The sequence below is a fragment of the Bdellovibrio sp. MYbb2 genome (assembly GCF_056175685.1).
In genome coordinates this window covers 571,892-597,576 of the sequence record NZ_JBJKJI010000002.1, presented here as the reverse complement: position 1 = coordinate 597,576, position 25,685 = coordinate 571,892, and the positions used below count along the sequence as shown (strand labels likewise).

The 25,685-nt window shown below is 49.7% G+C and carries 21 protein-coding genes; 16 read left to right on the top strand and 5 right to left on the bottom strand.

The annotated features are described in order from the left end of the window. Positions 1–14: 14 nt before the first annotated feature. On the bottom strand, positions 15–1,574 hold the full coding sequence (locus tag AC04MQ_RS12755) for a hypothetical protein (RefSeq protein ID WP_041577198.1): 1,560 nt from the start codon (positions 1,572–1,574) through the stop codon (positions 15–17). A 162-nt stretch (positions 1,575–1,736) separates the two neighbouring features. Between AC04MQ_RS12755 and AC04MQ_RS12750 the strand changes: the two genes are divergently transcribed. From AC04MQ_RS12750 to AC04MQ_RS12690, 13 genes are all read left to right on the top strand, one after another. After that, entirely contained in the window at positions 1,737–3,371 is a 1,635-nt protein-coding gene (locus tag AC04MQ_RS12750) for a hypothetical protein (RefSeq protein WP_475392242.1), read from the top strand. Positions 3,372–3,518: 147 nt separating this feature from the next. Then, a complete protein-coding gene (locus tag AC04MQ_RS12745; RefSeq protein WP_475392241.1) occupies positions 3,519–4,754 on the top strand; it encodes a hypothetical protein in 1,236 nt (411 codons plus the stop codon). After that, on the top strand, positions 4,751–6,208 hold the full coding sequence (locus tag AC04MQ_RS12740; protein ID WP_475392240.1) for a hypothetical protein: 1,458 nt from the start codon (positions 4,751–4,753) through the stop codon (positions 6,206–6,208). The genes AC04MQ_RS12745 and AC04MQ_RS12740 overlap by 4 nt, the downstream gene beginning before the upstream one ends. A gap of 125 nt (positions 6,209–6,333) precedes the next feature. Further along, positions 6,334–8,070 (top strand): L,D-transpeptidase family protein, encoded by a 1,737-nt coding sequence (locus AC04MQ_RS12735; protein ID WP_475392239.1) that lies wholly within the window; start codon positions 6,334–6,336, stop codon positions 8,068–8,070. 13 nt (positions 8,071–8,083) lie between these two features. Further along, a complete protein-coding gene (locus AC04MQ_RS12730) occupies positions 8,084–9,097 on the top strand; it encodes a hypothetical protein (RefSeq protein ID WP_475392238.1) in 1,014 nt (337 codons plus the stop codon). A gap of 108 nt (positions 9,098–9,205) precedes the next feature. Next, a complete protein-coding gene (locus AC04MQ_RS12725; protein ID WP_475392237.1) occupies positions 9,206–9,700 on the top strand; it encodes a hypothetical protein in 495 nt (164 codons plus the stop codon). A gap of 156 nt (positions 9,701–9,856) precedes the next feature. Further along, entirely contained in the window at positions 9,857–10,171 is a 315-nt protein-coding gene (locus AC04MQ_RS12720) for a cell division protein ZapA (protein ID WP_475392236.1), read from the top strand. Between the two features lie 26 nt (positions 10,172–10,197). After that, on the top strand, positions 10,198–10,761 hold the full coding sequence (locus tag AC04MQ_RS12715; RefSeq protein ID WP_235046278.1) for a 5-formyltetrahydrofolate cyclo-ligase: 564 nt from the start codon (positions 10,198–10,200) through the stop codon (positions 10,759–10,761). 7 nt (positions 10,762–10,768) lie between these two features. Next, positions 10,769–12,334: a ribonuclease Y gene (gene rny, locus AC04MQ_RS12710; RefSeq protein WP_015090331.1), complete on the top strand. Its 1,566-nt coding sequence runs from the start codon at positions 10,769–10,771 to the stop codon at positions 12,332–12,334. Next, a complete protein-coding gene (gene tyrS / locus AC04MQ_RS12705) occupies positions 12,331–13,548 on the top strand; it encodes a tyrosine--tRNA ligase (protein WP_015090332.1) in 1,218 nt (405 codons plus the stop codon). Before rny ends, tyrS begins: the two co-directional genes overlap by 4 nt. A 25-nt stretch (positions 13,549–13,573) precedes the next feature. Beyond that, the gene (locus tag AC04MQ_RS12700; RefSeq protein WP_015090333.1) at positions 13,574–14,386 is read left to right on the top strand and encodes a 2Fe-2S iron-sulfur cluster-binding protein; all 813 of its coding nucleotides are present in this window, start codon (positions 13,574–13,576) and stop codon (positions 14,384–14,386) included. Positions 14,387–14,449: 63 nt separating this feature from the next. Further along, the gene (locus tag AC04MQ_RS12695) at positions 14,450–15,259 is read left to right on the top strand and encodes an alpha/beta fold hydrolase (protein ID WP_015090334.1); all 810 of its coding nucleotides are present in this window, start codon (positions 14,450–14,452) and stop codon (positions 15,257–15,259) included. A 100-nt stretch (positions 15,260–15,359) separates the two neighbouring features. Beyond that, on the top strand, positions 15,360–16,853 hold the full coding sequence (locus tag AC04MQ_RS12690; protein WP_475392235.1) for a methyl-accepting chemotaxis protein: 1,494 nt from the start codon (positions 15,360–15,362) through the stop codon (positions 16,851–16,853). Here the strand turns inward: AC04MQ_RS12690 and AC04MQ_RS12685 are convergent. The 3 genes from AC04MQ_RS12685 to AC04MQ_RS12675 all read right to left on the bottom strand — a co-directional run bounded on the left by AC04MQ_RS12685 (position 16,850) and on the right by AC04MQ_RS12675 (position 20,105). After that, complete coding sequence (locus tag AC04MQ_RS12685) at positions 16,850–17,176, bottom strand: HesB/IscA family protein (protein ID WP_015090336.1); 327 nt, start codon at positions 17,174–17,176, stop codon at positions 16,850–16,852. The two genes, AC04MQ_RS12690 and AC04MQ_RS12685, sit on opposite strands and share 4 nt — an antisense overlap. Positions 17,177–17,280: 104 nt before the next feature. Next, positions 17,281–18,474: a cysteine desulfurase family protein gene (locus AC04MQ_RS12680; RefSeq protein WP_475392234.1), complete on the bottom strand. Its 1,194-nt coding sequence runs from the start codon at positions 18,472–18,474 to the stop codon at positions 17,281–17,283. A 62-nt stretch (positions 18,475–18,536) separates the two neighbouring features. Further along, positions 18,537–20,105: a hypothetical protein gene (locus AC04MQ_RS12675; protein ID WP_475392233.1), complete on the bottom strand. Its 1,569-nt coding sequence runs from the start codon at positions 20,103–20,105 to the stop codon at positions 18,537–18,539. 197 nt (positions 20,106–20,302) lie between these two features. On the opposite strand from AC04MQ_RS12675, the gene AC04MQ_RS12670 reads away from it, so the two are divergent. From AC04MQ_RS12670 to AC04MQ_RS12660, 3 genes are all read left to right on the top strand, one after another. Beyond that, positions 20,303–22,597 carry a vitamin B12-dependent ribonucleotide reductase gene (locus AC04MQ_RS12670; RefSeq protein ID WP_475392232.1) on the top strand — a complete coding sequence of 765 codons (2,295 nt, stop codon included), beginning with the start codon at positions 20,303–20,305 and terminating at the stop codon, positions 22,595–22,597. A 138-nt stretch (positions 22,598–22,735) separates the two neighbouring features. Next, the gene (locus tag AC04MQ_RS12665) at positions 22,736–23,932 is read left to right on the top strand and encodes a S1 RNA-binding domain-containing protein (protein WP_475392231.1); all 1,197 of its coding nucleotides are present in this window, start codon (positions 22,736–22,738) and stop codon (positions 23,930–23,932) included. Positions 23,933–24,124: 192 nt separating this feature from the next. Next, positions 24,125–24,490, top strand: coding sequence for a hypothetical protein (locus tag AC04MQ_RS12660; RefSeq protein WP_015090342.1), 366 nt, complete (start codon positions 24,125–24,127; stop codon positions 24,488–24,490). Here the strand turns inward: AC04MQ_RS12660 and AC04MQ_RS12655 are convergent, their stop codons facing one another. Beyond that, positions 24,491–25,591: a competence/damage-inducible protein A gene (locus AC04MQ_RS12655; protein ID WP_475392230.1), complete on the bottom strand. Its 1,101-nt coding sequence runs from the start codon at positions 25,589–25,591 to the stop codon at positions 24,491–24,493. Positions 25,592–25,685 lie beyond the last annotated feature (94 nt).

The following is a 25,685-nucleotide window of genomic DNA, read 5'->3' as shown; positions in this document are numbered from 1 at the left end:
CTCCTGAGAGGAGCTTAGTTGCCGCCTCTTCTTGTAGAATCGTTTTCGTTTTCAGTTCTGTAGTTGATTTTCGGAGGATTGTGTTTGCCTGAAGTTGCCAGGAACTCAGGAACAGAATCTCTGAAATCAGCCAGACCACTCACGCGGATCACGCCCTTAGTGGCTGCTCTGTCCGGATGTTTGTAATCGATGAAGCGACCTTCGTCCACCAGGAAGTAACCAGTGAAGTTTGTTTTCGCAGCATCTTTTTCCCAACCAGAGTCAATTTTGTAACGGTCGCCGGATTTACCGGAAGCCGCAGATTTAACATAATTCAACTCGTTGGCATTTGGGTATTGGTCAACATCATATGTACCGCGTTCGATCACGTTTTGGCCATCAATAACTGGAATAGCCTTGTCGATGATGTTTTTCGCGTCAGCTGACAAACCACCGCTTCTTTGAGCGCCATCAGTCAGCAGGATGTAGTTCCAAACCATCGGTTTTTCAAAGTTGTGAGCATAACGTGGCATTGGTGTTGTTTTCTTTTTGAAGATACCTGTTGTCACTTCCGCTTCACGAGTGGATTCACGAGCGTAAACACGATAGATGTCAGTGCCCGGAGCCAGGATGGATCTTAGGTAAGCGATCGCACGGTTTTCCAGGCGGGTACAGCCCGCAGAACCTGGATTGGAGAACATGTTCATGAAGAAGCCGCGAGTCAGCTCAATCGCTGCAGCACCGTCTTTACCCCAGCCCATAGTTCCGTGCATCCACTGATAGTTCATACCGTTGATTTCATCAGCCGGAGTGATCTTGGCTGCATACCAACCGAACGCACCATAAATAGTGGAATTACCCTGAGCATCGTCAACCATCCATTTACGGGAGCTGACCAGTTTGGACATACCATCTGTAATCGGACCCGGGATCGTTTTCAGATCCTGACCGGATTTATACCAGTGAGGGTAATGCCCCTGACCGTCCTGATAGAACTTGATCCATTCGGAAATACGCGCATGGCCCAGCCAGGTTTTGAACGCGTGAGGATCTGTTTTGGTGCCTTCTTCCGGACGACCAACAACCATTTCTGTTTCCATCACCAGTTTGTGGGCGCAGCTTGGGGACTCTGTGCAGCGCTCGTAAACGCGGGTTTTTTCAGTCGCCACGTTCTGGATCACGAAGTATTTGGAAGCTGCTGTTTGCAGTTGTTTCGCACTTAAATAGTCTTTGGAAACAAACAGTTCCGCAGCGGCATCCGCTTTCACAGACGCTGACTTGATGATTTTGATCTGAACCAGCGGTGTGGCTTCGTTCAGCAGATCATAGACTTCAACTTCATCATTAATAGACAACTTACCAACAATGTTGGAGGCCGTGGTCGAGTTGCTGCTGCGAACATTCAACGCATCCGCTGAGATAAAGTATCTGCCACCCACTTGCAGGCTGGCTTTGGATAAACCCACAGCCGCGGCATTAACACTTGTATTGGCATCACTGGAAGTGATTTCCTGTGCAACACCCAGCATAGGAGAGCTGGCAATCAACAAACTCAAAACTGCAGAGCAGAGTCGGCGCGTATTAATCTTTGTCATGAACGTCCTCCAGAAACGTATATCTATTAAACTTATGTCATTGACTCAAACCCTCTCAGCAAGAAGCGTGACAGCCTCCAGACCTGCGGTATTTTTGAAAGGATTGTTTTCAGCCGTCAAACTGTTTATCAACGGAGCCCTTTTTGGGCACATGGAGGTTTCATGAAGATGAGAAAGTTTTTGCTGCTGGGTTTGATTCTTTTGCCAGGATTGGCGGAGGCTCAGACGACTTCCAAAGCATGGCGTATTACCAAGCCATCGTGGACAGCAGCCGATGAACAGCGTTTTGGAGAGTTCATCACCCGTTTGGGCAATGCCGTGGAAAATCGCGAGTGTGCGACGGTGGATGCGTGTCTGCGTAGTACGGCCAATCCTTATGCGGGAACAGATCCTGCGGATTTGCGCCTGTTCGCGGACTGTGCGGATCTGCCGTATTATCTGCGCTCTTATTTCGCCTGGAAAAACGGTCTGCCAATGTCTTTGGTCAGCAGTGTGAATACGCTGCCAGGATCTGAAAATAAAGACCCTCGCTATTCCAAGTTCGGCAATGCGGTCAGTGGTCGCTATGACATCATTCCAAGCCGTACCAGCAATCCCAACGCCGTTCAGTTGTTGAACCGAACTATTGTGGATATGACCTATTCTGCGACCTTCCGTATGATGGGAGACAAAGATGCCGCTCGTTTTACTGACTTCTATCCCGTGAAACTAAATCGCGAAGGTATTCGCCCGGGCACAGTGATCTATGATCCTGCGGGACATGTGGCGATCATCCATCGCGTGTCTGATGACGGTCGCATTTTCTATATCGACTCTCACCCGGATAACACGCTGACTTCGGGAATGTACACGCCGAAATTCACGCGCAGTTTCCCGGGTCATGGTGCTGGATTCAAAAACTTCCGTCCGCTCGCTTTGCAAGGGGCAACCCGCAGAGCCAATGGGGAATACTATGGCGGCAAGATCGTGGGCGCGCTGAATACTCAGCTTGCGAACTTCAGTGTTGAGCAGTTCTATGGCAATTCACCGGACCCCGCTGGGGAGTGGAACAAAGGTAAGTTCCTGTACCGTGGGGCGCAGTACCCGTACTATGACTATCTTCGTATTGCGATGGCCAGTGGTGATCTGAAAATTGATCCGCTTCAGGATATGAGCGCGATGGTGGCAGATATCTGCGTGAACTTGAAGGACCGTGTGGTGGCGGTTGATATGGCCGTGAAAGCCGGCGTGGATCGCAAGCCGCATCCAGAGCGTCTGCCGACGAATATCTTTGGGACTACCGGAGAATGGGAAGACTATGCTTCTCCGTCCAGAGATGCCCGTCTGAAAGTGGGCTTTATGGATATCTTGAATCAGTCGCGCACGCTGGTTCAGCGCCAGCGTTCTGGAGATCCGGCAATTGTGTATAGCGGCGCCAATATCGCCGTGGACCTGCTGGCGACTTACGAACGTGAATCCCGCGCGTGTCAGTTCGTCTATCGCAATTCGGCGGGTGGTTCTGTGACGTTGAATCTGGAAGAAGCTCGTCAACGTGTCTTCGACATCAGCTTTGACCCGTATCATTGTGTGGAACTTCGCTGGGGCGCAAAAACCCCGCAAGAGCTGGCGACGTGCATGGATGATGAAAATAAGCGTCTGTGGTACGACCGCGAAAGATGGTTGCGCAATCAGTGGGAGCGTCGTTATGACGCCCGCATGGATTATTCACTGGACGAGCTGACTGGACCGAAACCAGGTGCTGGGATTGCTCAGCCACCGGATGTGGATATCATCCGCTTGCTGAATTCCCTGAGATAACTTCTTAAAGGGCCCGGTTCCGGGCTCTTTCTCATTTTGAGACACTTTCAAAGTGACCGCCCTTAAATGTCTCTTTGGATAGTGTCTTGACGGCCAAAGGCCTTCCAAAAGCCCCTATTACGGGTATAAGGCTTGCAAATATCGAAGATGATGGAAGTGTCACTTCGTTTTGCCATGTCTGGATTGCTTTGCCTGTTGCTGATCGCAACGGGCGGGTGTTCTTTTAAAAAGGACCCGGCAAAAGGCAAGGGCGCCCCAGTCACCCTGATCGAAGAACAGGCTCTGCCTGAACACGTGGCCAGCCTGGACGAGGTTATTGCCGGGGATGACGAGGAAAAGGCCATCGAAGCCTTGGTTCAGCGTAAAGACGAGCTGGCAGCCCTGTCCCGCGGTGGTGCGGTGAGCGCGCTGGATCTGGCGATTAAACACGGAAAACAGAAAGTCGCGCAATTCCTGCTGATCAGCGGGCAAAGTCCGTTCGTGCTGAATCAGGAAAGCCGGGAAAAGCTGACCTATGATGCGGCGATGGGAAAGCTGATTGAATCAGCTCAGCTGGACGGGATGATGGATATCCTGCGCAGCTATCCGAGAAAATTGCAAAATGGTATTGTGCCTGATACATCAATGCAGAAGTTCCGCGATCGTATTGACGAATATAAGATTGGGTATCGCGGTTGTGAGAAATTTGCAAATCTATTGATGGAACGAGAATACCTAAGTAGAGAGCTCGTACATCCGGGAATTTACTATGAGGCCTTCAGTCAATTAAATCACCGGGAAGCGTTTAATAATCTCTTAACGGATACTTCGTGCGCCAATGAGACTTCTCGTTTTTCAACGGAATTGATAAATAGTTGGATTGGGTATGAGTATCTTTATCAGTTCCAGTCGAGCTTCAAGTCTATTGCCTTTATCAAGTTTTTAGTGGGCATGAGAAAAGGCGCTTCTTTATCTATAGTTGTTCCTGCAGATGGATGGCATCAAGATCATCTTGGTTTGATTTCAAGCCAGGTGAACGTGAGCCCGTTAGCTCTTTTAATGCTTAAAAAGGTTTGTTTCGCGAACGAAGGTCAGCTAGATGAGTGGGTTTCGCTCGTGAATGAACTGCAGTCGGGTCAGGATCACTCCTATCCATACTTCATGGGTGAAAAGAAGCCTGATAGCCCTGTGCCTTGTTATGGGGAAGAGAAGTATTGTTCCCACGATAGGGCAAACGTGGCAAATCTCCATTCGATTTTCCGGTATATGAATCCTGGCACAAAGATTCAACAGGATACTTTTTATTCCATGTATACCGGCGAACGTCGGGAATTTATGGCGATGACCTTTGATGAGTTCAAAACTCAGATATGTACTGAGCCAAAACGGAGGACCTTCAAATGAAGTCCCTGTTGCTTATATTTATCAGCCTTGGATTGGTATCTTGCAGTTTTGACAATGGCAAGTTTAATCCTGTTGTCAAGTCGGTATCTGCCAAAAAGGAACTGACAAATTCTCAAAAAGACCTAATTGCCGCAGCTCGGATTGGGAATGTAGATCTGGTGCAGAGAAGTATAGACGCATTGAAGGTGCATGAATTTGCATTTGCCGGATTTGCAGAAACCCCTATGGGCGCTGCTGTGGCTGGCGACAATGTTGATGTCGTAAAAGTATTGTGGTCTCAGTCTGTGGATGCCTTTAATTTGGGGTCAGAGCAGGGGAACTTTGAAAGTCAGGTATTAAGATCTCGTCTGCAAAAACAATTTCATGCCTTAAAGCATATTAAGCGTTCGGAAGATTTTGGGTTTACTTTAAATAAGGCCTCATCATTTCTAGCTGAAGAGTACGGGAAAAAAGCGCAAGTGGTTTTGGAGTATGTTTCCAAGTCCGAATTTGGTGCGGCAAATGGACTGATGATTCGTACGGGGCTGTCCTGCGAATTTGTTCGTAATCAGATTATTCAGGATTTGCAGGCCGACGTGGTTAAAAATTCTGATGTAATGGTGAAGTATCTAAACCAGCTTTCGTGCAGTAATGAGATTTCTTCCCAAGATATTCAGCTTTTGTATGAAGCTGAATTGATACGTCAGTTTCAAAGATATTTTGACGACTCACTTCTGTTAGGGTTTTTGAGTCGTCGCCCTAATCTGAAATCCACATTGTGGAATATTGATAATTCTGGCTTGTGGATTTCCCCAAAGCTGTTGATGCGTATTTCTTGGTCTAAGGATAACATTCATCGCAAAGAGGGAACGTGTCCTCCACCTTCGGTAGTGGGCCAGAAAGAATGTGCTTTTTATGCGGATGATGACTACGGCCCGAGCGACTACTTGTCTGAAAAGGCCGGGATCAAGAGCTCCAACTATGAATTGATCTATGTCAGTAAGGGGAAGGTGATTGGTAGTTATCGCAGATTTAAAAGGCAGTCGCGGCACAACGGACGACTCGCTGATCCATTATTTGTTAATGCCAGTATGTATATTCATCGTATTCCATATTATGGTGAGCTGGGTATGCCATATCAGGATGAGAGTGGCGAGGTGAACTACAAGGAAGAACCTCTTCAGTGGGAGGTGTGGTTGCAACAGGTGATGAACAACTATCATTTTGAAAATGACAGTTTTGATGATGCGCAGTGGGAAGAAACTCAGGAAGCTCGTCGAAAAGCAGCAGAGCAGGAAGAGGCGGGGAAAGAAGTGGAGAGTCAAACGCAGGATAGCGGTAGTGTCGAAAACTCTGGACCTTATTGTAGCCCCCTAGACTGTGTCGAGTTGCCGAACCCTTTTGATTCTGAGGGCAATGTAGTGGCGCCTGGCTCGGTTCCTGATGGGCCGACCGACCTTCCTGATGTAGAATAGTTCCCATCTCAAATTGAGACGGGTGACAAATTGGGGCCCCTGTCTAGTAAACATTTCCCGTACGCAAGTATAGGCCCCGTACAGCTGGCACTTTTATTGGATATATAGAACCTGAAGAGGTTTCTATGTCTATGAAGAGCTTGTTTAAAAAGACTTTCCTGATCGGTATGTCCATGATGACTCTGGCGCCTCAGTTTGCCTCTGCGGCACTGGAGTCGCAGCTCAGTGGCTATCTGAATAAGGACCTTCAAGAAATCCCGGTTATCTTTGTCCGTGGATCCAATTTCTATCTTCATAAAGCGCCTTTGATATCTTTGTATGAAAAGCGTGGTTATTCTGCGATCTGGGTCGACGCGAATGGCAAACCCAATGCTATGGCGGCCGCCGCTCGCGAAGCTCTTCGTCAAGGAGCATACCTGCAAGGTCTGAATCCCGATGACTATTGGGATCGGATCATTGAAAACATCTATACTTCAAATACAGATGGCAGATTCGGAGCTACATTTGAGCTGGCTGTGTCTGAAGCCGTTATTCGTTATGTCACTCATTTGTCTACGGGCCGCTTCGACCCGATGGAGATTGATACTGACATTAAGATCGCCAAGAAAAAATTCACAGAATATACAGAGTTGAATCAGGTTCTGGGAGCGGTTCAGTCCAATATCAGTGCAAAAGCGCTGGTCGCAGGATTGGATAAATTTGCACCGACTCATCTTCGTTACGTGGATTTAAAACAGCTTCTGGCCTACTTCCGCAGCATTCAAAATGCAGGTGGCTGGTCTCAGATCAAACTTAACAAAAAGAGCCTTCGTCCCGGCGACAAGGATGCTGCGATCCCGGCTATCCGTGGTCGCTTACAAAGCCTGGGTTATGCTGTGACGTCTACGGGTGACGTTTATGATGCGGATCTAAAGCGTGTGATTGAGGATGTCCAGGGTGTGAATAACATGGGAGTGGATGGGGTCATCGGGAATGAAGTTATGACCTTCCTGAATACGACTGTGGCTGACCGTGTTTTCCAACTTGAAGTAAATATGGAAAAGATTCGTTGGTTGCCTAAAACCATGGAGTCTCGCCATGTGTTTGTGAATCTGGCGACGACAGAATTCCAGATGTTTGATGAGGGCCGAAAGGTCATGCATTTCAAAACCATCAACGGTCAAAGCTATCGCCGTACGCCAGTGCTTCGAAATATGTTGAGTTTCGTTGAGCTGAACCCAACATGGACGGCGCCGGACTCTATTGTATTTAGAGACAAGCTGCCAATTCTGCGTCAAGGGCAGCCAGGTATTGACTATTTGAAAAAGCATCGTATGCATCTGGTGGATCGAGTTAAAAATACGGTGGTGACGCCAAGTGTGGCTATGTTGCAGGACCTTTCCCGTAGTAACTTCCCTTATTATCTGCGCCAGGAGCCATGGCGAAAGAACGCGTTGGGTTCCATTAAGTTCCCGTTGCCGAACGAGTGGTCCATCTATTTGCACCACACGGAAGATCCCAAGTTGTTCCAGGATAGCAAGAGACACTTGAGTTCCGGTTGTGTTCGTTTGGAGGATCCGTTCACTTTTGCAGCTTATATCCTGCGTGACAACGTAGCGGTGAAGTCCAATCAGACAGAAGACTACTGGCCAAAAGAAAAGTTGGAATCCTACGTTCCGCCAGAAGATTCAATTGACTACGTTCCTAAGGATAACTGGGAAAAACGCATTCACTTGAAAGTGCCAGTTCCAGTTTACTTGATGTACCTGACTGTCGATCGCGCCCAAGACGGTGCGGTGAGATTCGTGAAAGATGTTTACGGCCAGGACGAGCGTGTGGCAAAAACAATGAAAACAGTGAGACATGGCAATGAATTATTCTAAAGGATCCATGAATATGAAAAAGCAGCTTTGGACAGCATTGTCTGTGATTTTGTTTGCGGGTTCGGCCTGGGCTCAGGCTATGGGATCGCTGGCTGTGAGTGGTGTGGGTGGTGAAAATCAGGGCTTCCGCAAAGTCAAAGCCGTTCGTTGCGACACCACCAAACGTGGGAGTTGTGATAACCCTGTGTTCTTTGATTTGAATAAACCCACTGCAGTGCCGGCGGGAATGTACATTGTTGGTTTTGAAAACTCCATCAACCCGGACTTGGTTCAAGTGCGTGAAGGTTCAACTACAACTTTGCAGTTGGAGCGAATTGATATCCCAGCAGTAATGAAGAACAACAATGTCCGTGTCTATCGCGACATGGGTAAGCTTGTTGAACAACAGAAGATCTACATGACGATGTATCATATGAAACGTCACTTCTTCTTCTTGGATAAAGACAACTTCGATGATTTGTATTTGGCAGGCGCGTGGGAGCGTGACTATGTTCAGCGCTTTACTTATGAGGCATGCGACAACTTTGTAAAGCCTTACGATGCTCCTTCCTCGGTTCTGCGTGCTGAACAGATTTGTTTGGCCTGGAACGATGCAAGGTCCCCAATGGATTTGCGCGGTCTCTTCGACTTCGGCGTAGGGTATGGTGAAAAAGACGGCTCCTTCAAGCAAATGTGGGTCTCTCAACCTTCTGATATGCTGGTTATGAAACACCCTCGCTATCTGGTGGCAGTCCCAATCAAAGGCTCGACCTTTGTTTCTGTATTCCCAGGAGCGTATCGTATTTCAGCAGAAGGCAAAGACGCCAAAGGCAACACAATCAAGAACGTCTCAATTAAAGCCGGAAACTACTCCGAATCAGGCAGTACTTTTGGTTTTTCATTGAACGTGGATGGCCTTTTCACTAACCTAGGTGAAGGGGATTGCGCATCGGCACGTACATGGGAAACTGAATCCCGTGCGTATTGCACGAGTGATGATCAGGAAGGTTGCGACCGTTCTGCCGCATCAAGCTGCACTCCCATGTAATGGGAAAAGGGAATGCATAAATTTGTTGTAAGTTTATTGTTTGTATTCGGGCCTCACTTTGCTGAGGCTCAAGGCATTAAGCCTGTCTCCGTGTCGTATGAAAACCTCATGCGATGCTTCCCTGAGCTTCAAGACGAAAAGCTGTCCTTCAAAGTAGACCTCAATCGCCTGAAAGAGATCATGGACGAAAAGTTTGTGACCTCCCAGTCGCAGCTGCGTCAAAGAAAGATCCACTATTCCAATGCTGACAAAGAGCTGATGAACCTGATTCTGCGCACCAAGTTTGCCGGGGCTAAGAAGGTCGAGACAGAGCTCATTTTGCAGCAAGTCGACGAAAAGGGTGTGATCACCGACATCAAGTTGACCAACAACCAGCGTTTGAACCCGAATCAGGACACGATCAACAACTTCCTGCTGAACGGTGTGATCAAATCAGACGAATACTCCTATAATGACACGAAGCTTAATAACGTGTTCTCGACCTATCGCCGGAACTTTAAAGACATTCAGGAGATCGACCTGACCGACCGTGACGGCAAGCGTTCCGTACACTGCGAAAACCAGAAGAATCTCGGCATTATATGCACCTGTTCTAAAAAATAAATCTGTTGAATATCGACCTTTTAGATATATACTTTTCCTTGTGTTGATCTAGGATTTTTCTAGAGTTTTAAAAGGTTTAGGCATTCGAGGTCGAAAAAGTTCTGAGGACTTAAAGGTCCCAAGACATCTAGACCCATAGATTCTGCAGCTGTTGAGGTGCTAGTGACATCTGAGAAAAAAACCTACAATTTCCTAATTGCGGGTGTCCCTTACAAATTAAAAACCTCTCACGATGATGCGACCGTTGAGGAGCTCATCGAATTTGTAAATTCCAGAATGAATCAAGCCATGGCTGTCACCAAGAATGGCTCTTATCAGAATGCAGCCGTACTCACGGCGATGAATCTTGCCGAAGAACTTATTCTATTGAAACGCAAAGCCCACCGCGAGTTGGAAAAACTTGAAGAAAAGGCATTGCAGCTTTCAATGGATCTGGAAAATTCCAAGAACAACAAGGTTTTGAACAACTGACTTTGTTTTGATTTCTTGGAGTGTCCATGCCAGTTTCCTGGAGCTCTAAAAAGGACTGCCGGTCCTTCTTTAAATCTCTTTGTGCCCAAGAGTTTGCACAAGGTCTAGTTCAACAACAACAGCAGCTCGACGCCCATCTGCGTGATTTTATGAAGTCACAGACGGGGGTTTGGGGAGCCTACCGGGCCCTGCCCGAAGAGGCTCAGGTTGAAGAGGTGTTTCACATCCTTCACCTGACATGGGCCTTCCCCAAAATGCGCGAGGGTCTTTTGGAATTCTATGAGACCCGGGATTTTGATCTCGGGCCCTACGGAGTGCGGGAACCCAAACCCGGCTCTTTCCAAAGATCCCTGGCCGAAATGTCCGGTCTGCTGGTTCCCGGTTTGGTTTTTAATAAGAATGGCAATCGCCTCGGTAAAGGAAAAGGGTTTTACGATAAAACCTTAGAGTCCTTCCCGGGGGTGAAAGTCGGAATTGGCTTTGATTTTCAGATCACTGCTGATCCACTTCCCACCGAGCCTCATGATGTGAAAATGGATTTCCTCATCACAGAATCAGGACTGGTCGATTGCAAGAAGCATCAGGAGTAAATGAATCATGGAGATCGTAATCAGCGCCATTATCGGCCTGCTCATCGGTGGAACAGTCGTCTTCGTTATCAAACGTCTGCAGGACAACAACAAAAAGAAATCCGCACGTTTTGAAGCAGAACGTATCGTCAACAAAGCCAACTCTGAAGCTGCCAAGCTGAAGAAGGAATCTGAAAACAAAGCCAAGGATTTCGAAGCCCGCGCCCGCAAAAACGTCGAGCAGGACATTCACAAGCAAAAATCCACAGTGAAAAACAAAGAATCCCAGCTTGAGCGCCGTTTGAAAGAGGTCGAAGACCAGTTCAAACAAAAGATGGAAGAAAACGAGCGTTATCTGAACTCTTTGAAAGACCGCGAAGAAAAAATCGCGATCTCTGAAAACCGCATCAAGGATCTTGAGAAAAAAGGCGAGACTCACATCGGTGAGCTGAAACAGAAGCTTGAGGCCGTGGCAGCAATGAGCCAGGACGAAGCACGCCGCCAGTTGCTGACCGCTTTGGAAGACGAAGCGAAACAGGAAGCAGCGAAAAAGATCGCTCAGATCGAAGAAGAAGCAAACAAAGAATCCGAGAAAAAAGCCAAGCGCATTCTGGCAACAGCTTTGTCCCGTTTTGCTTCCGAGTACACTTCTGAAAGAACTGTCAGCGTTCTGGCTCTGCCAAACGACGAGATGAAGGGTAAAATCATCGGCCGTGAAGGCCGTAACATCCGCACGCTGGAAGCACACTGCGGTGTGGATCTGATCGTTGATGACACTCCAGAGGCAGTGGTTATCTCCGGTTTCGATCCGGTTCGCCGTGAGCTGGCTCGTCGTACCATCGAAAAACTGATGGAAGACGGTCGTGTTCACCCGGCACGTATCGAAGAAGTCGCTGAAAAACAAAGAAACGAACTGATGAAATCCATGAAAGAGGAAGGCGAGCGCCACGTGATGGAGCTGGGCATTCCGAACATGCACCCTGAACTGGTGAAAATCATCGGTGGTTTGAAATACCGCTCTTACCAGGGTCAAAATGCCTTGAATCAGTCATTGGAAGTGGCGACGATCGCCGGTCTTCTGGCGGCTGAACTGGGTGTCAGTGTGAAGCTGGCAAGACGAGCGGGGCTTTTGCACAATATCGGTAAAGCGATCGATCACACCGTGGAAGGCAGCTATGCTTTCGTGGGTGCTGAAGCCGCTAAGAAATACAATGAATCCGAAGACGTTTGCCACGCGATCCGCGCTCATGATGAAGAGGAAAAACCTCACTCTATCCTGGCTTGGATTGTTCATGCGGCTTACACTCTTTCCAGCTCCCGTCCGGGCGCACGTCGTCCGCAGATGGATACATTCATCCACCGTCTGGAAGACCTGGAAAGCATCGGCAACAGCTTCGACGGTGTTTTGAAAACATTGGCACTGCAAGCAGGTAAAGACATCCGTGTGTTGGTTGAATCCAGCCGTGTGACGGATGATCAGGCGGTGATGTTGTCCCGTGATATCGCTCGTAAGATCGAACGCGAGATGCCTCAGGCCGGTCAGGTGAAAGTCACAGTGGTTCGTGAAACCCGTTCTGTGGAGCATGCAAGATGATGAGCCCGCAGGAGCAGCTGGAAAGAATCAAATTCGGCACGGCCGACTTCATCAACGACGAGGACATGCTTAAAAAACTTAAGCGCTCGATCGAGACGAAGAAACCTTTGAATATCAAACTGGGGGCAGATCCAACACGTCCGGACATTCACTTGGGTCACACCGTTGTGATCAACAAACTGAAAACCTTCCAGGATCTGGGGCACAAAGTGTCCTTCCTGATCGGGGATTTCACGGCGATGATCGGGGATCCATCCGGTAAAAACAGCACGCGTCCGATGCTGACTCGCGAAGAGATCGAAGAAAACGGCCGCTCTTACGCAAAGCAAATCTTTAAGATCCTGGATCCGGATAAAACCGAGATCGTGTACAACTCCAGCTGGATCATGAAAATGACTCCGGCGGAATTCATCACCATGACTTCCAAGTACACCGTGGCTCAGTTGCTTGAGCGCGAGGATTTCACCAAACGCTACCGATCGGGCACTCCGATCGGCATTCACGAGTTCATTTATCCGCTGACTCAAGGTTACGATTCCGTGGCTTTGAAAACAGATGTCGAGTTGGGTGGTACGGATCAGAAGTTCAACCTTCTGGTGGGTCGTGCGATGCAGGCCGCTTACGGAATGGAAGCACAGTGCGTGCTGACCATGCCGATTCTTGAAGGTATCGATGGCGTGAACAAGATGTCCAAATCTTTGGATAACTATATTTCTGTCGTGGATACACCGAAAGACATGTTCGGAAAAACCATGCGAATTTCCGACGAGCTGATGTACCGCTGGTACGAGCTTTTGACGGATGTTGGTGCTGCTGGTTTGAATCAGCTGCGTGCGGATGTGACTGAAGGCCGCAAACACCCGCGCACAGTGAAAGTGGAACTTGCAAAATTCCTTATCAAACGTTTCCATTCCCAGGCTGAAGCGCAAGCGGCGGAAGACGAGTTCAACCGCATCTTCGTGGAAAAAGGCCTGCCGGATGAAGTGCCTGACTTTGAAGTCACTGCTGAAGACCAGGTGGGTCTGGCGGCGTTGATGGTGAAAGCTCAGCTGGCGGCTTCCAACAGTGAAGCCGGCCGTTTGATCCAGGGTGGTGGGGTGCAGATTGATGGCGAGAAGGTTTCGGACCCTCGTTTGAAAATCGACCTGAAATCCGGCGCAAGCTTCGTGCTGAAAGCCGGTAAAAAGAAATTCGTTAAGATTGTTGTTAAGTAGTCAGAATTGATCGGGGATCCGAGTTATGAAAATCAAATTTCTTCCGCAGAATATCGAAGTTGAGGGCACTCCTGACAAGAGCCTTTTGCAGATTGCAACGGAGAACAAACTGGAAATCCGATCCATCTGCAAGGGTGTTCCTTCCTGTGCGGAGTGCCGTGTGCGCATCTCTGAAGGGGATTCGAACATCCTTCCCCCGACGAAAGCCGAGCTGAACCTTATCGGGACCAGCCATTTCATCGATGGTCGTCGCTTAAGTTGCCAGGTTCGTTGTTATGGGGATGTGACAGTGGACCTGACTGAACAGGTTCAAAACAGCGAAAACAAGACCAAGAAAATCAGAGGCTTCCGCGCCAACAAACAGATCGAATCCAAAGCCGTGAACGACACCATGCTTTTGTCGGAAAAGCCGGAAGACCGTCCACAGCATCAGCAGGCGGATCGTGGCGGTGAGGCCCTTGAGGCTTCCACTGAGGAAGTTTCTGCAGAAGCCGGGAATCAAGCTCAGCCGCAATCCCAGCCAAAACAGCAACAGCCGCAACAAAAACAGCAACAGCGCCAGCAGCAAAACCGCCAACAGCAGCAAAAGCAACAGGGTGGTGGCGGCGGCAATCGCCAACAGCAGGGCCAGCAGAAGCAAAACCAGCAAAAACAGGGTCAGCAGAAGCAAGGTCAGCCTAAGCAGCAGCAAAATCAAAAGCAGGCTCAAGGCGGCGGTCAGCAAAACCGCAATCAAAATCAGAATCAAAATCGCGGTCAGAATCAAAACAAACCGCAAAATCAGAATCCGCAAGCTCAACAGCAGCAGCCAAAGCAGGACCGTAAGGATAACAAATAATCCGAGCGGTCTGGACCTGTGGGCAGTTTCCTGTAAACAGATCTTTACCGATAAGTTTCACGGATGTCACACAAGATCACTTACCGGGAACGGGGACAAGGGCCACTGCTGATACTTCTTCATGGTTATGGAGGAAGTGTTCACCATTGGGAATCCATCGCGGATACTCTGTCGGCTCACTACCGTGTGATTGTTCCCAATCTTAGCCACATCTATATGAGCAGTGATAAGCTGTTCTTCACCGTGCAAATCGAAGCGGTCGCCAAGTTCATCCGTGAAAACTTCCCGGGGGAAAAGGTCCGTCTTGCAGGTTTAAGCTATGGTGGTGCTTTGTCCTGGGGGCTGGCGACCCAGCATCCGGATCTGGTTGAAAAGACTGTTTTGATCAATCCAATGGTGACCGATCCCATTCGGCACTTCCTGCCAAAAGAACTGAAATTCTTCTTTGCCATTCCGCTCAACTTGAAAAGTGTCTATGTGATGCTTTCAACCCCGATGGGCAGGGCTTTCCTGAAGCGTTCAGCGCAGATCTTCCGCGATGAACGCAGTGAAGGAAACGTGTCAGTGGAAACACTGAAAGGCCGCAAACTGCAGTTTGTCGCGCACATGATTCATCACTTTGCCTGGATCCTGCGTTCTGAAGACTGGGCTTACTGGCACACGCGTTTGTATTCGTACCGTGGTGAATGTCGGTTGATCTTTGATGAAAAGGATCTGCTTTTTGATCAGGCGGCCTATCGTCATTTTGCCAATCACATCGGTTGCGAGGATGTCGTGATTTTGACGGGTGCAGGTCACCTGGCGATTAAAACACAGCCCGAAGAGATTTCGCGTCTCATACGTGAGTTTTTAAGCGAATCCGTCGCAGCTTAAGACAATTCAAAAATAAAAATACGCTTCCACATTCCGGTCATAGTCCTTGGGCATTCTAACGGTGCGGCAGGTTTAGTTTGTTATTACGCCGGAGGAAGTTATGAATCTCAGTTGGTTTAAAGGATTAAGTGGAAAGCTCTTTGCTCTGTTGGTGGTGCCATTGCTGGCTTTGACTGTCAGTATCGCCGGTTCGAATTACTATATATCAGAGCTGGCAAGTCGCCTTTCCAAGGCGACCACGGTGCGCACACCGCTGGTGCACTATTCAGGTCAGATGGATGCGGCAACCAATGATATTTCGCGCTTTGTATGGATGGCCCTGGGGTCTGAAGATGCCACTGAACAGCAGCGCGCGATAGAGCGCTTAAATCGCGCCCAGCACAACTTCGAGCAGGCCTTGCAAAAGTATCTGCAGCTGCCCCAGTCGGCGGAACATGCCAAAGAATTTGAACAGGTGAAAAACCGCTGGCCCGTGCTGAAGGAAAATATCAGCTGGATCACCACGGCTTTGCAAAATCAAACTCCAGAACCCGAGATCAAAGCTTATGTGCGCAAGGACCTGAAAGAATCTTTGGAGCTGATCGATGGCGTGAATCAGACCATTACCGAAGAGCGTATGGTGAAGATGGAAAAAGAAACTCAGCAGGAACAAATCGAAGTCAGCCGGGTTGAAGCCCTGGTGTCCATAGTGGGTCTGCTGGTGGGTGTGTCAGTTCTGGCTTTGGGAGCAATACAGATCCGCCGGGTGGTGCGCCTGATGGATCAGTCCGTGCAAGCTTTGCATCTGTCGTCGAAAGATGTTTCGGCAGGTTCTGAACAACTGGCCGCGGCGTCTTTGCAGGTGGCTGGCAGTTCCACCGAATCAGCCAGTGCGATTGAAGAAACCGTGGCGACGATGGAAGAACTGGCCTCTATGGTGAAGGTCGGTGCAGACAGTGGTCGTCAGGCGGCAACCCTGGCGCAGGAATCCCGTCAGTATGCGGTGGTCGGTGAAAAAGAAATTGGTGCCTTGATCGAATCGATGAAAGAGGTTTCAGAAAAAGCCCGCAAGATGGCGGAAGCGGTGGCGGTGATTGATGATCTGTCCTTCCAGACAAATCTGCTGGCATTGAATGCTGCGGTGGAAGCCGCCCGCGCAGGTGAACAGGGAAAAGGTTTTGCCGTGGTTGCCGAAGCCGTTCGCAGCCTGGCGCAAAGATCGGCGTCTTCTGCCAAGGACATTCACGCTATGATCAAAGAGTCGCAGATCACGATTGATAAGGGTGTCAGCATTGCTGATCGTGGGGGCGAGGCCTTGCGCAACATCGTGAACTCGATTCAGAAAGTGACGGACTTGAATGCGGAAGTGGCGGTGGCCACCCAGGAGCAGTCCCACGGGATTTCGCAGATGAGTGTGGCGATGAATCAGATGGATTCCTCCACCCAGCAGAATGCCGCTGCCAGTGAAGAGGTGTCTGCGTCGGCTCAAGCTATGCAGAATCAGGCTTTGCAGCTGGAAGCTATCGCGGCGGAATTGTATGCGCTTGTGCACGGAAAAGAAAAAGGGAGTCTCGCCGAGACTCCCTTGAAACATCTTGTTCTTGGAAAAGTTTAAACGTTGAAGCTGGATCCGCAGCCGCAGTGTTTGTTGGCGTTCGGGTTGTTAAACACAAACCCTTTGCCGTTCAAGCCGCCGGAATATTCCAGCGTCATGCCCAATAGATAAAGCATGCTTTGAGAATCCACCGCCACTTTCTGGCCTTGGGATTCAAAGAACTTGTCTCCGTCACGAGTCACGGTATCGAAATCCATTTTGTAAGACAGGCCTGAACAGCCGCCTTTTTTCACCTCGACACGCAGAAAAGCCGCATCGTCTTTTCCTTCATCTTTTTTAAGGGAAGCCAGTTTAGTTGCTGCTTCAGGTGAAATAATGATCATAGAAAGCTCCTTTAACGTCGAAGCCAGTATAACACAGCTGTCAAGGGCTGTGGAGCCCCGGATAGACCCTCTGGGGAGATTGTTTAACTATTGGTATTTATTAACTATTTTTGTATAGCCTGCTTAAGGATCTGAGCCGCACGGCTTAATTCGTCCTGAGTTGTCCAACGGCCCAGGCTTAGGCGCAAAGAGCACTGAACCTCATCGGTGCTCAGTCCCAGGCCCTTCAGAACGTGGCTGACCACCATGGCGCCAGTACCACAGGCCGAGCCTGTACTGACACCCAGTTTCTGCAAACGAGGCAGGATTTGTTCGGTTTTGGTTTCAGGCAGAGTGATATTCAAATTCGCCGGAGATCTGTCCGTCGGGTGACCGTTCAGTTTCACGCCCGGGATGTTTTGCTGAAGTTCAGACCACAGGAAATCACGCAGGTCTTTCATGTGCTGTACTTCTGCCCCAAAATTCTGCTGGCAAAGTTCGCAAGCCGTGCCGAAGCCAACAACCGCCGGAACATTCACAGTTCCAGAGCGAAGGCCGCGTTCCTGACCACCACCGTAGATAAGTGGATTCAGCTGAACCTTCGGATCTTTCCCGCGGATGTAAAGAGCGCCCACACCCTTCGGGCCATAGATTTTGTGACCCGAGAAAGACATCAGATCGATGCCCATTTCGGTCACATTCACCGGGATTTTGCCGACCGCCTGAGTGGCGTCGGTGTGCAGATAAATTTTGTTTTCTTTGCAAACGGCGGCGATTTCCGGAATCGGATTGATGGATCCGATTTCGTTGTTCACCCAGATAAAGCTCATCAGTTTGGTGTGTGGCTTGATCGCAGCTTTCACGGCTTCAAGTTCAACCACGCCGAATTTATTCACCGGCAGGAAGTCCACTTCCACGCCCATTTTCTGAGCGGCGGCCATGCCCTTCATGACCGAGCTGTGTTCGACATTGCTGGTGATAAAATGAATCGGACCTTCGGGATTTTCTTCACGCAGTTTGGAAATCAGGCCGAAGATCACCCAGTTGTTGGATTCGGTGGCGCCTCCGGTAAAGGTGACTTCCATGCCCTTGCAGCCGATAAAGTTAGCCACTTGGGTGCGGGCTTTGGAAACAGCATTTTCCGCGATCCAGCCCCAGTGATGACCGGCGCTGGCAGGATTGCCATAGAGTTCTTTGAAGTAGGGTTCCATCGTGGAGTAAACACGCGGGTCCACCGGAGTGGTGGCGTTGTAATCAAGATAGATGCCGTTGTCCTGCTGCAAAGTCTTTCCCATAGGGCGTTCGGTGCTCAATTCCATAGTGCCTATGAGCTAATCCCTGTGCAGGCTTGGGGTCAACGAAAAACGCCGGAACGACGTCGTTAGGCAACGACTTTGTCTTTTTGTTTTGTCTCAAAATCCTGGATTTTGTCGTTCAGGAAGTTTTGGGCGCGGTATTTATCCAGATCCTGGATTTCGGCCTTCAAAATATGCAGGTTGGACACGCCTTGATTCTGCAGGCGCTGCTTTTGCACATTAAAGAATTTGGATCCCCGGGGAGTGTAAAGGACGTATTTATTGTTCTTGGGAAGGTAAATATAAACGTTGAATTCCACGGCCACGTCACCAGCCAGCTCGTTCAAATGGATGCTGGCCATTTCTTCGTCGGCGGATTCTCCAAAAGTGGTTTTTACATCGTGGCGAGGGAAGAAGGCCATGGCGACCTCGTTGCCGTCGTGCACGGATTTACGCAGGAATTCGGCTTGCTCCAGGGCCCAGTCCTCGAACGGCACCTCTTTGATTTTCAGCTGCATGGATTCGCTGTCTTCAATGTTTTCACCAGCGTCCTTAAGGAATCGGAACAGACGTTCGCGCACCTTCCCCAGGAAAATATCATCCAGCTTGCGGTCTTTCCCCATGGCCGTGATCAAATAACCGGAAAAACGGGTGGATTCGATCACGATGCAGGAAATGTTGGTGGAATCTTCGATGGCCTCGGATTCTGCAAAGTTGGTTTGAATGCAGGATTTTTCCAAAGCGTCTTTGGTTCCGCGCAGGATGATTGAATCCTGTTTCGATGCCAGGGGATTGTTTTCAATTTGCTCTGGCGTCGGACGGTCTTTGCGGCGCACTTTGCCGGGCATCGGTGCCCAGCCTGAACCGGCTTTGTTGCCTGCATTCTGGCGCATCAGCATCGCATTAAGAGTTTCATCACTTTCATCTGCGCCATTTCCCATGCTGCTGCCTGCACCGGGACCTTGTTGTGCCCAGTTGGGACCAAGGCCGTTGTTCTGAGCTGAGGGCTGCATCAGCCCCAGATTCAGTTCTGAATTTGTGCCCGGCATATAGCCGATATTGGATTGCAGGGGATTGCCGGTGGCAGTGGCGTTGTTACCCGCAGCACCCATTCCGGCAAACTGATTGCCTCCGTCATCACCGGCAAGCAGCTGTTGCAGAATGCTTTGGGCGCTTTGTGCTCCCGAGGATCCGCCTTCGCCTTTGATGGCGATCACACTGCCGTCTTCGGCAGTGCCGGTGCCATTGCGCTGAAACGGATTGGTGACGCCTTTGGATTGCTGGTCTTTATAGAATTTGTTAACGGTTCTTTCCACTGCGGGACCGGTCACCGGGGGATACAACAGGTATTCGCTGTTACTGGTGTTCAGCAGATTGAAGCTGGCGGCCGAGTTTTCTTCGGCGAAAACAATCACGCAGCAGGGAAAAGCCTGCGCCAGAATTTTCGGCAGATTTCGCACTTTGCGATTGGGATGATCAATGCTGACCATCACGAACTGAGGCTGCTCCTGAACCAGAAAGATCAGAGCTTCTTTTAGGTTCGTCGTTGACTTGATGGTCCAGTCGCGGTTCTTCAAAAAACCTTCGACGGTTCCCAGGCCTCCCGGCTTGGATTTGATAATGAGGAGCTTTTTTTTGATCGAGTCTTGATCCATTCCCCACGTCCTTTGAAACGTTCTCATATTTCTCTTAACGGATTGTTGTCGTAAACAAACAAGCGGCAGAGATTAAACCCGGGATAGATTACCGAGGCTTAACAGAACACCGGCCCTTGGACCATGGTCGTATCGCACATCCGTACTGTCGAAATCGTGGGCTTGGCTCAAGAGAAAAGAATCTCTAGACTGAATGTATGAAAAAGCAAACTCTGCACAGCCCGTCGTACTTTGTTTCTGGAGGCAAAAATCCAGAGAGTCTTTTCACTTGGAAAAGAGTGAACAGTGAAATTCGCAACCGCAAGGGTGAAGTGTTTTTCGAAATGAAAAATGTCGAAGCTCCGGAAGGCTGGTCTCAGTTGGCAATTGATATTGCCGCCAGCAAGTATTTCCGCAAAGTCGGTGTGCCGGTGACAGGGCACGAAACTTCGGTGCGCCAGATGGTGGATCGGGTGGTGAAGGCGATTGCCGCCTCAGCTATTCGCCAGGGCGGATACTTTGCCACTCGCAAAGAGGCCGACATCTTTGCCAAAGAATTGAAATTCATCCTGCTGTCCCAGCGCGGGGCCTTCAACAGCCCGGTGTGGTTCAATGCCGGTTTGTGGGAAGCATACAAGTCACAAAGTCCCAGTGAACATTTCGCATGGGATGAAAAAAAGAAATCCATTCAAGCCACCAAAAATGCCTATGAACGCCCGCAGTGCTCGGCGTGTTTTATCCAAAGTGTGGATGACAGCATCGAAGGCATTTTTGATCTGGCCAAAACCGAAGCCAAGCTTTTCAAATATGGCTCTGGCACCGGCAGTAATTTTTCAAAAATTCGCAGCAAGTACGAAGCCACCAGTTCCGGCGGAAAAAGCTCGGGCCTGATTTCTTTCCTGGAAGTTCTGGATAAAGGGGCGGGCGCAATCAAGTCCGGCGGCACCACCCGACGCGCAGCCAAGATGGTGGTGGTCGACATCGATCACCCCGAAGTTCTGGATTTCATCGACTGGAAGATGCGTGAAGAACAAAAGGCGCATCTTTTGATTGCGGCGGGTCTCAGTGCGGATTTCGAGGGCGAAGCGTATCGCACGGTTTCCGGCCAAAACGCCAATAACTCAGTTCGTGTCAGCGATGCCTTTATGAAAGCGGTCGAAAAAGAAAGCCCATGGAAGCTGAAAGCGCGCCTCAGTGGAAAAGTGTTGCGCGAAATCCCCGCCGCCGAAGTGTGGAGTCGTATCACCCGCGCCGCATGGATGTGTGCCGATCCGGGCATTCAGTTTCACGACACGATCAACAAGTGGCACACCTGTCCTGAAACCGACATCATTCATTCCAGCAATCCGTGCTCTGAATATATGTTCCTGGATGATTCGGCCTGCAATCTGGCTTCAATCAATCTGGTGAAGTTCCTGGGTGACACCGGTGACTTTGATTTTGAATCTTTCATTCACACGGCGCGAACTCTGTTCGTGGCGCAGGAAATTCTGGTGGATTATTCCAGCTACCCGACGCAAAAAATTGCGCAGAACTCCCATGACTATCGTCCTCTGGGATTGGGCTTTGCCAATCTGGGAAGCCTTCTGATGCGAAAAGGTGTTGCCTATGACAGCGACGAAGGCCGGGCATGGGCGGGGGCCTTGACCTCGCTGATGTCAGGGGTGGCGTATCTGACCAGTTCCGAGATGGCACGGGCCAAGGGGCCGTTTGCGGGCTATCGCAAAAACAGCAAGTCCATGCTGAAGGTGATGAAGATGCACGAGCGTGCATTGAATCAGGTCGCTTGGAAGATGCTGCCATCAGGGATCGACAAAGCCGTGAAAAACCTATGGAAGGGTGTTTTGTTTAACGGGGAAAAGCACGGTTTCAGAAACTCACAAGCCACCGTGATTGCGCCGACGGGAACCATCGGTCTGCTGATGGATTGTGACACCACCGGGATTGAACCGGATTTTTCCCTGATCAAATTTAAGAAACTTGTGGGTGGGGGCGAGATTCAGATTGTGAATCAGTCCGTCGATGCCGCTTTAGAGGCATTGCAATACACCGAGGAAGAACGCCAGGGGATCTTGAAGTACGTTGAAGAAAACAACTCGGTCGTCGGGGCTCCGCAAATGCATCCGGAAGACCTGCCGGTCTTTGACACCGCCACCGCGATGCCGGGTCAGCGGGTGCTGTCCCCGGAAAGCCATGTGAAGATGATGGCGGCCGTGCAGCCGTTTATCAGTGGGGCCATTTCCAAGACGGTGAATATGCCAAGCACCGCCACCGAAGAAGACATCAGCCGCATTTACTTCCTGGCCTGGGAGCTGGGGGTTAAAGCGGTGGCCGTGTACCGGGATGGCAGCAAGCAAAGTCAGCCTCTGAATCTGAAGGAAAAGCCCAAAGCCGTGGAAGAGGTCAGTGTTCCGAATTTCACCATGAAATGCCCGGAATGCGGGAGTGACACAGTGCTTACGAGTGGCTGCTATCGCTGTCCAAACTGCGGCACCACAGTCGGCTGCTCCTAAGGCGGGTGCTCCTAAGGCGGGTGAAAAGGGTCCCGCTTTAACCATCCAACCTTCTTTTTGGCTTTGTGCGGCGGTGCTGGTCAAAGCCGGGGGGCTGGCTTTATTCTCTTTTTTCTCTTTAAACTTAAGGACTGCTTTATGTCTAAAAAAGATATTTTTGGTGATGACGTTAATGAACAAAAAGACTTCGCAAGTTTCGAAGAACTTTTTGCTCAATCTGAAAAAGGGATGAAGACCAGACTTTCCGTGGGCGATCAGGTTCATGGCGAGATTCTTTCCATCGGTAAAGAAGAGGCTTTCGTAGCCACGGGCACTCCGACTGACGGTATGATCCTGACCAAGGATCTTTTGGATGAAAACAAAGAAGTAAAATACAAAGTCGGCGATTACATTGACTGCGTTGTGGTTTCCATCAAAGGTGGCGAAGTTCGTCTGGCGAAAAAAGGCTCGATGAATGCCTCCACAGATTCTTTGGAAGACGCATTCGACATGGAACTTCCAGTGGAAGGCCGCGTGACTGAAACCTGCAATGGCGGTTTCCGCGTGAACATCCAGGGTAAAACGGCGTTCTGTCCAATCAGCCAGATCGACAGCCGCTTTGTTCAGGATGCCAATGAATACGTTGGTAAGAAATTCGATTTCATGATCACTCAGCTGGATCCAAAAGGGCGCAACATTGTTGTATCCCGCCGTAAGGTTCTGGATCTGCAAAAAGCTGAAAACGAAGGCACGTTCATGCTGAAACATCAGCCGGGCGCTTTGCTTGAAGGTAAAATCGTTCGTCTGGAAAAATTTGGTGCGTTTGTGGAACTGGAATCCGGCATTGAAGGTCTGATCCACGTTTCTGAACTTTCCTGGTCCCGCGTTCATGACCCGAAAGAGGTTGTGATGGCTGGTCAGCCAGTGACCGTGAAGCTGATCAAAATGGAAGAAGTCGATGGACGTCTGAAAATTTCTTTGTCACTGAAGCAAGCTGATGGCGCTGGCAATCCTTGGATGGCGGTTCCGCAGAAATTCCCAGTGGGCACTGTGGTGCAGGGGAAAGTGGAAAAGAAAGAAACTTTCGGTTTGTTCGTGACTCTCGCTCCGGGTGTGACGGGTCTTTTGCCTCGCTCCAAGTGGCGTGATTCTGTGGATGCCGCTCAGTACGAAAACAAAAAACGCGGCGACGATGTAACCGTTCAGGTGGATCAGATCATGTTCGAAGAAAAGAAGATCTCTTTGGCATTGCCTGGTGAAGCTGAAGATCAAACCTGGAAGTCCCATGCGTCCACCAGCTCTGGTTTGGGAGCGATGGCAGAGGCTTTGAAAGGTCTTAACATCAAGAAGAACTAACGGATCTTCTTCAACAATTTGAAATTGTGGAAAGCCCCTTGGAGCAAATACTCCAGGGGGCTTTTGTTTTTACTTAAGGAAGTAAATCAGTTTTTCATCAATTTTCTGGTTAATCCTAAATAAAAGTGTTCCATGAGCCGATAAGAGATGCAGACTTATGCCCTATCAGAACGTCCATCAGGGTGAGGGAATATGAACAGCAACATTGTGTCTTACATTGAGACAAAAATTCTGGAAAATGCCACCGAACGCTGGTTGTTTCAGAACTTCAAATTTGAAGGACTGAAAGCCCGTCCGCTGGAGCAGCGCAAGTACTTCGATTTCGGAGTGATTGAAGTGTTCCTGAATTCCAATGGCAGTATTGATGTGGCCGGTGATTTCTATCGCAATGCGATCACACCGAAAGAATACAACTCTGTGCAGGACGCCTGCGCAATGGTGTATGACCATCTTCGCTATGCTGACCAGAACTATCGCCGCCTGGTGCAGGCTCCGGAAGACTGGACGAAGAAAAGCTTCTTCGGAAAGCTTTTCTCGGGCTTTAAAAAGGCCGGCTAGTCACAGATTGCGAATCCAGAAAATCAGAGCCATTTCGGCAAAATACTGATGACGGCGCTCTTTCATATTCGCTGACTTGTAAGGGCTGGTGACAAAGTCCTTCACCTTCCGCCCCTTGTATTCCAAACTGACCTCGCAACTGTGTTCATCCTTAGGCAACACATGCAAATGCAGTCCGGCCGGGCTTTTTACCTCGCGGGACTTTGAAAAACTCCACATTTGATCGGTCATAAATCCACGCAGCACCGGCATCAGGCGATTCATCAAAAACTGACCGGTGACTTCATCAATCACGCAAAGTGAAGGAATCTGCTTAAGCTTGTCGGCAAAGATTTCGGCAGCGTCTTCGCCGTCGCGGGCCAGGGTGCAAAACTGCAGGGCTTCGGTCAGCTGTTCAAAGGCGGGCTGCAGGGCGGATTCTTCACTGCGATAGTACGAGGCCTTTACCTCCACATAGGGCAGATGCACGCGGTAACCTTTTTCCACGGCAATACCTTTAAGAACTTCTTCGACGATCACGGCCACGTCGGATTCACCAACACCCAGGGTGTCCCACTTGCGGGTCAGATAGGGATCCAGATTTTCAGCCTGTTCCGCAATCCAGTTCTGAATGTTTGCATCCCACACCGCTTCGATTTCGCGCGGGGGGCCGGGCAGAACAAAAACTTTTTTACCGTGAGCTTCCAAACTAAAACCGTTGGCGGTGCCTTCACGGTTGGGAAGAATGGTGGCGCCTTCGGGGAAATAACACTGCTGGCGCTGGATGTCTTTGACGACATAGCCCCGGGAAGTCAGGCGGTCGTTGACGTGCTGCCAGCTGCCCTCATCAAAGAGCAGCTTTCTTCCAGCCCAGTCGGCCACCACATCGCGGGTAAAATCATCTGATGTCGGCCCCAATCCACCGGTAATAAAAATCAAGTCGGCTTTGGCGGCACAGAATTCGATCCCCTCAAGCATCAGGGGGCGTTCGTCGGGAACCACGAGGTGGGCTTTGGTGGTCAGTCCCAGATCTTTGAGCTTCTTTGAAATCCAAGAGGCGTTTTTGTTTACAATCTGCCCGTCGGTCAGCTCGGTTCCAATGCCCAATACAGCGGCTTTCATATTCTGCGGTCTCCCTCGAGGAATTTAAAGGTATTCCACCCCCGGATTTGCGTCCAGAACCAATGCCGGGCCCCTTGTTAAATGGCGCAGATGC

Coding starts and splice junctions, on each gene's coding strand:
- AC04MQ_RS12755 (WP_041577198.1), bottom strand. CDS start 1,574: ATGACAAAGATTAATACGCGCCGACTCTGCTCTGCAGTTTTGAGTTTG.
- AC04MQ_RS12750 (WP_475392242.1), top strand. CDS start 1,737: ATGAAGATGAGAAAGTTTTTGCTGCTGGGTTTGATTCTTTTGCCAGGA.
- AC04MQ_RS12745 (WP_475392241.1), top strand. CDS start 3,519: ATGATGGAAGTGTCACTTCGTTTTGCCATGTCTGGATTGCTTTGCCTG.
- AC04MQ_RS12740 (WP_475392240.1), top strand. CDS start 4,751: ATGAAGTCCCTGTTGCTTATATTTATCAGCCTTGGATTGGTATCTTGC.
- AC04MQ_RS12735 (WP_475392239.1), top strand. CDS start 6,334: ATGTCTATGAAGAGCTTGTTTAAAAAGACTTTCCTGATCGGTATGTCC.
- AC04MQ_RS12730 (WP_475392238.1), top strand. CDS start 8,084: ATGAAAAAGCAGCTTTGGACAGCATTGTCTGTGATTTTGTTTGCGGGT.
- AC04MQ_RS12725 (WP_475392237.1), top strand. CDS start 9,206: ATGCGATGCTTCCCTGAGCTTCAAGACGAAAAGCTGTCCTTCAAAGTA.
- AC04MQ_RS12715 (WP_235046278.1), top strand. CDS start 10,198: ATGCCAGTTTCCTGGAGCTCTAAAAAGGACTGCCGGTCCTTCTTTAAA.
- rny (WP_015090331.1), top strand. CDS start 10,769: ATGGAGATCGTAATCAGCGCCATTATCGGCCTGCTCATCGGTGGAACA.
- tyrS (WP_015090332.1), top strand. CDS start 12,331: ATGATGAGCCCGCAGGAGCAGCTGGAAAGAATCAAATTCGGCACGGCC.
- AC04MQ_RS12700 (WP_015090333.1), top strand. CDS start 13,574: ATGAAAATCAAATTTCTTCCGCAGAATATCGAAGTTGAGGGCACTCCT.
- AC04MQ_RS12695 (WP_015090334.1), top strand. CDS start 14,450: ATGTCACACAAGATCACTTACCGGGAACGGGGACAAGGGCCACTGCTG.
- AC04MQ_RS12690 (WP_475392235.1), top strand. CDS start 15,360: ATGAATCTCAGTTGGTTTAAAGGATTAAGTGGAAAGCTCTTTGCTCTG.
- AC04MQ_RS12685 (WP_015090336.1), bottom strand. CDS start 17,176: ATGATCATTATTTCACCTGAAGCAGCAACTAAACTGGCTTCCCTTAAA.
- AC04MQ_RS12680 (WP_475392234.1), bottom strand. CDS start 18,474: ATGGAATTGAGCACCGAACGCCCTATGGGAAAGACTTTGCAGCAGGAC.
- AC04MQ_RS12675 (WP_475392233.1), bottom strand. CDS start 20,105: ATGGATCAAGACTCGATCAAAAAAAAGCTCCTCATTATCAAATCCAAG.
- AC04MQ_RS12670 (WP_475392232.1), top strand. CDS start 20,303: ATGAAAAAGCAAACTCTGCACAGCCCGTCGTACTTTGTTTCTGGAGGC.
- AC04MQ_RS12665 (WP_475392231.1), top strand. CDS start 22,736: ATGTCTAAAAAAGATATTTTTGGTGATGACGTTAATGAACAAAAAGAC.
- AC04MQ_RS12660 (WP_015090342.1), top strand. CDS start 24,125: ATGAACAGCAACATTGTGTCTTACATTGAGACAAAAATTCTGGAAAAT.
- AC04MQ_RS12655 (WP_475392230.1), bottom strand. CDS start 25,591: ATGAAAGCCGCTGTATTGGGCATTGGAACCGAGCTGACCGACGGGCAG.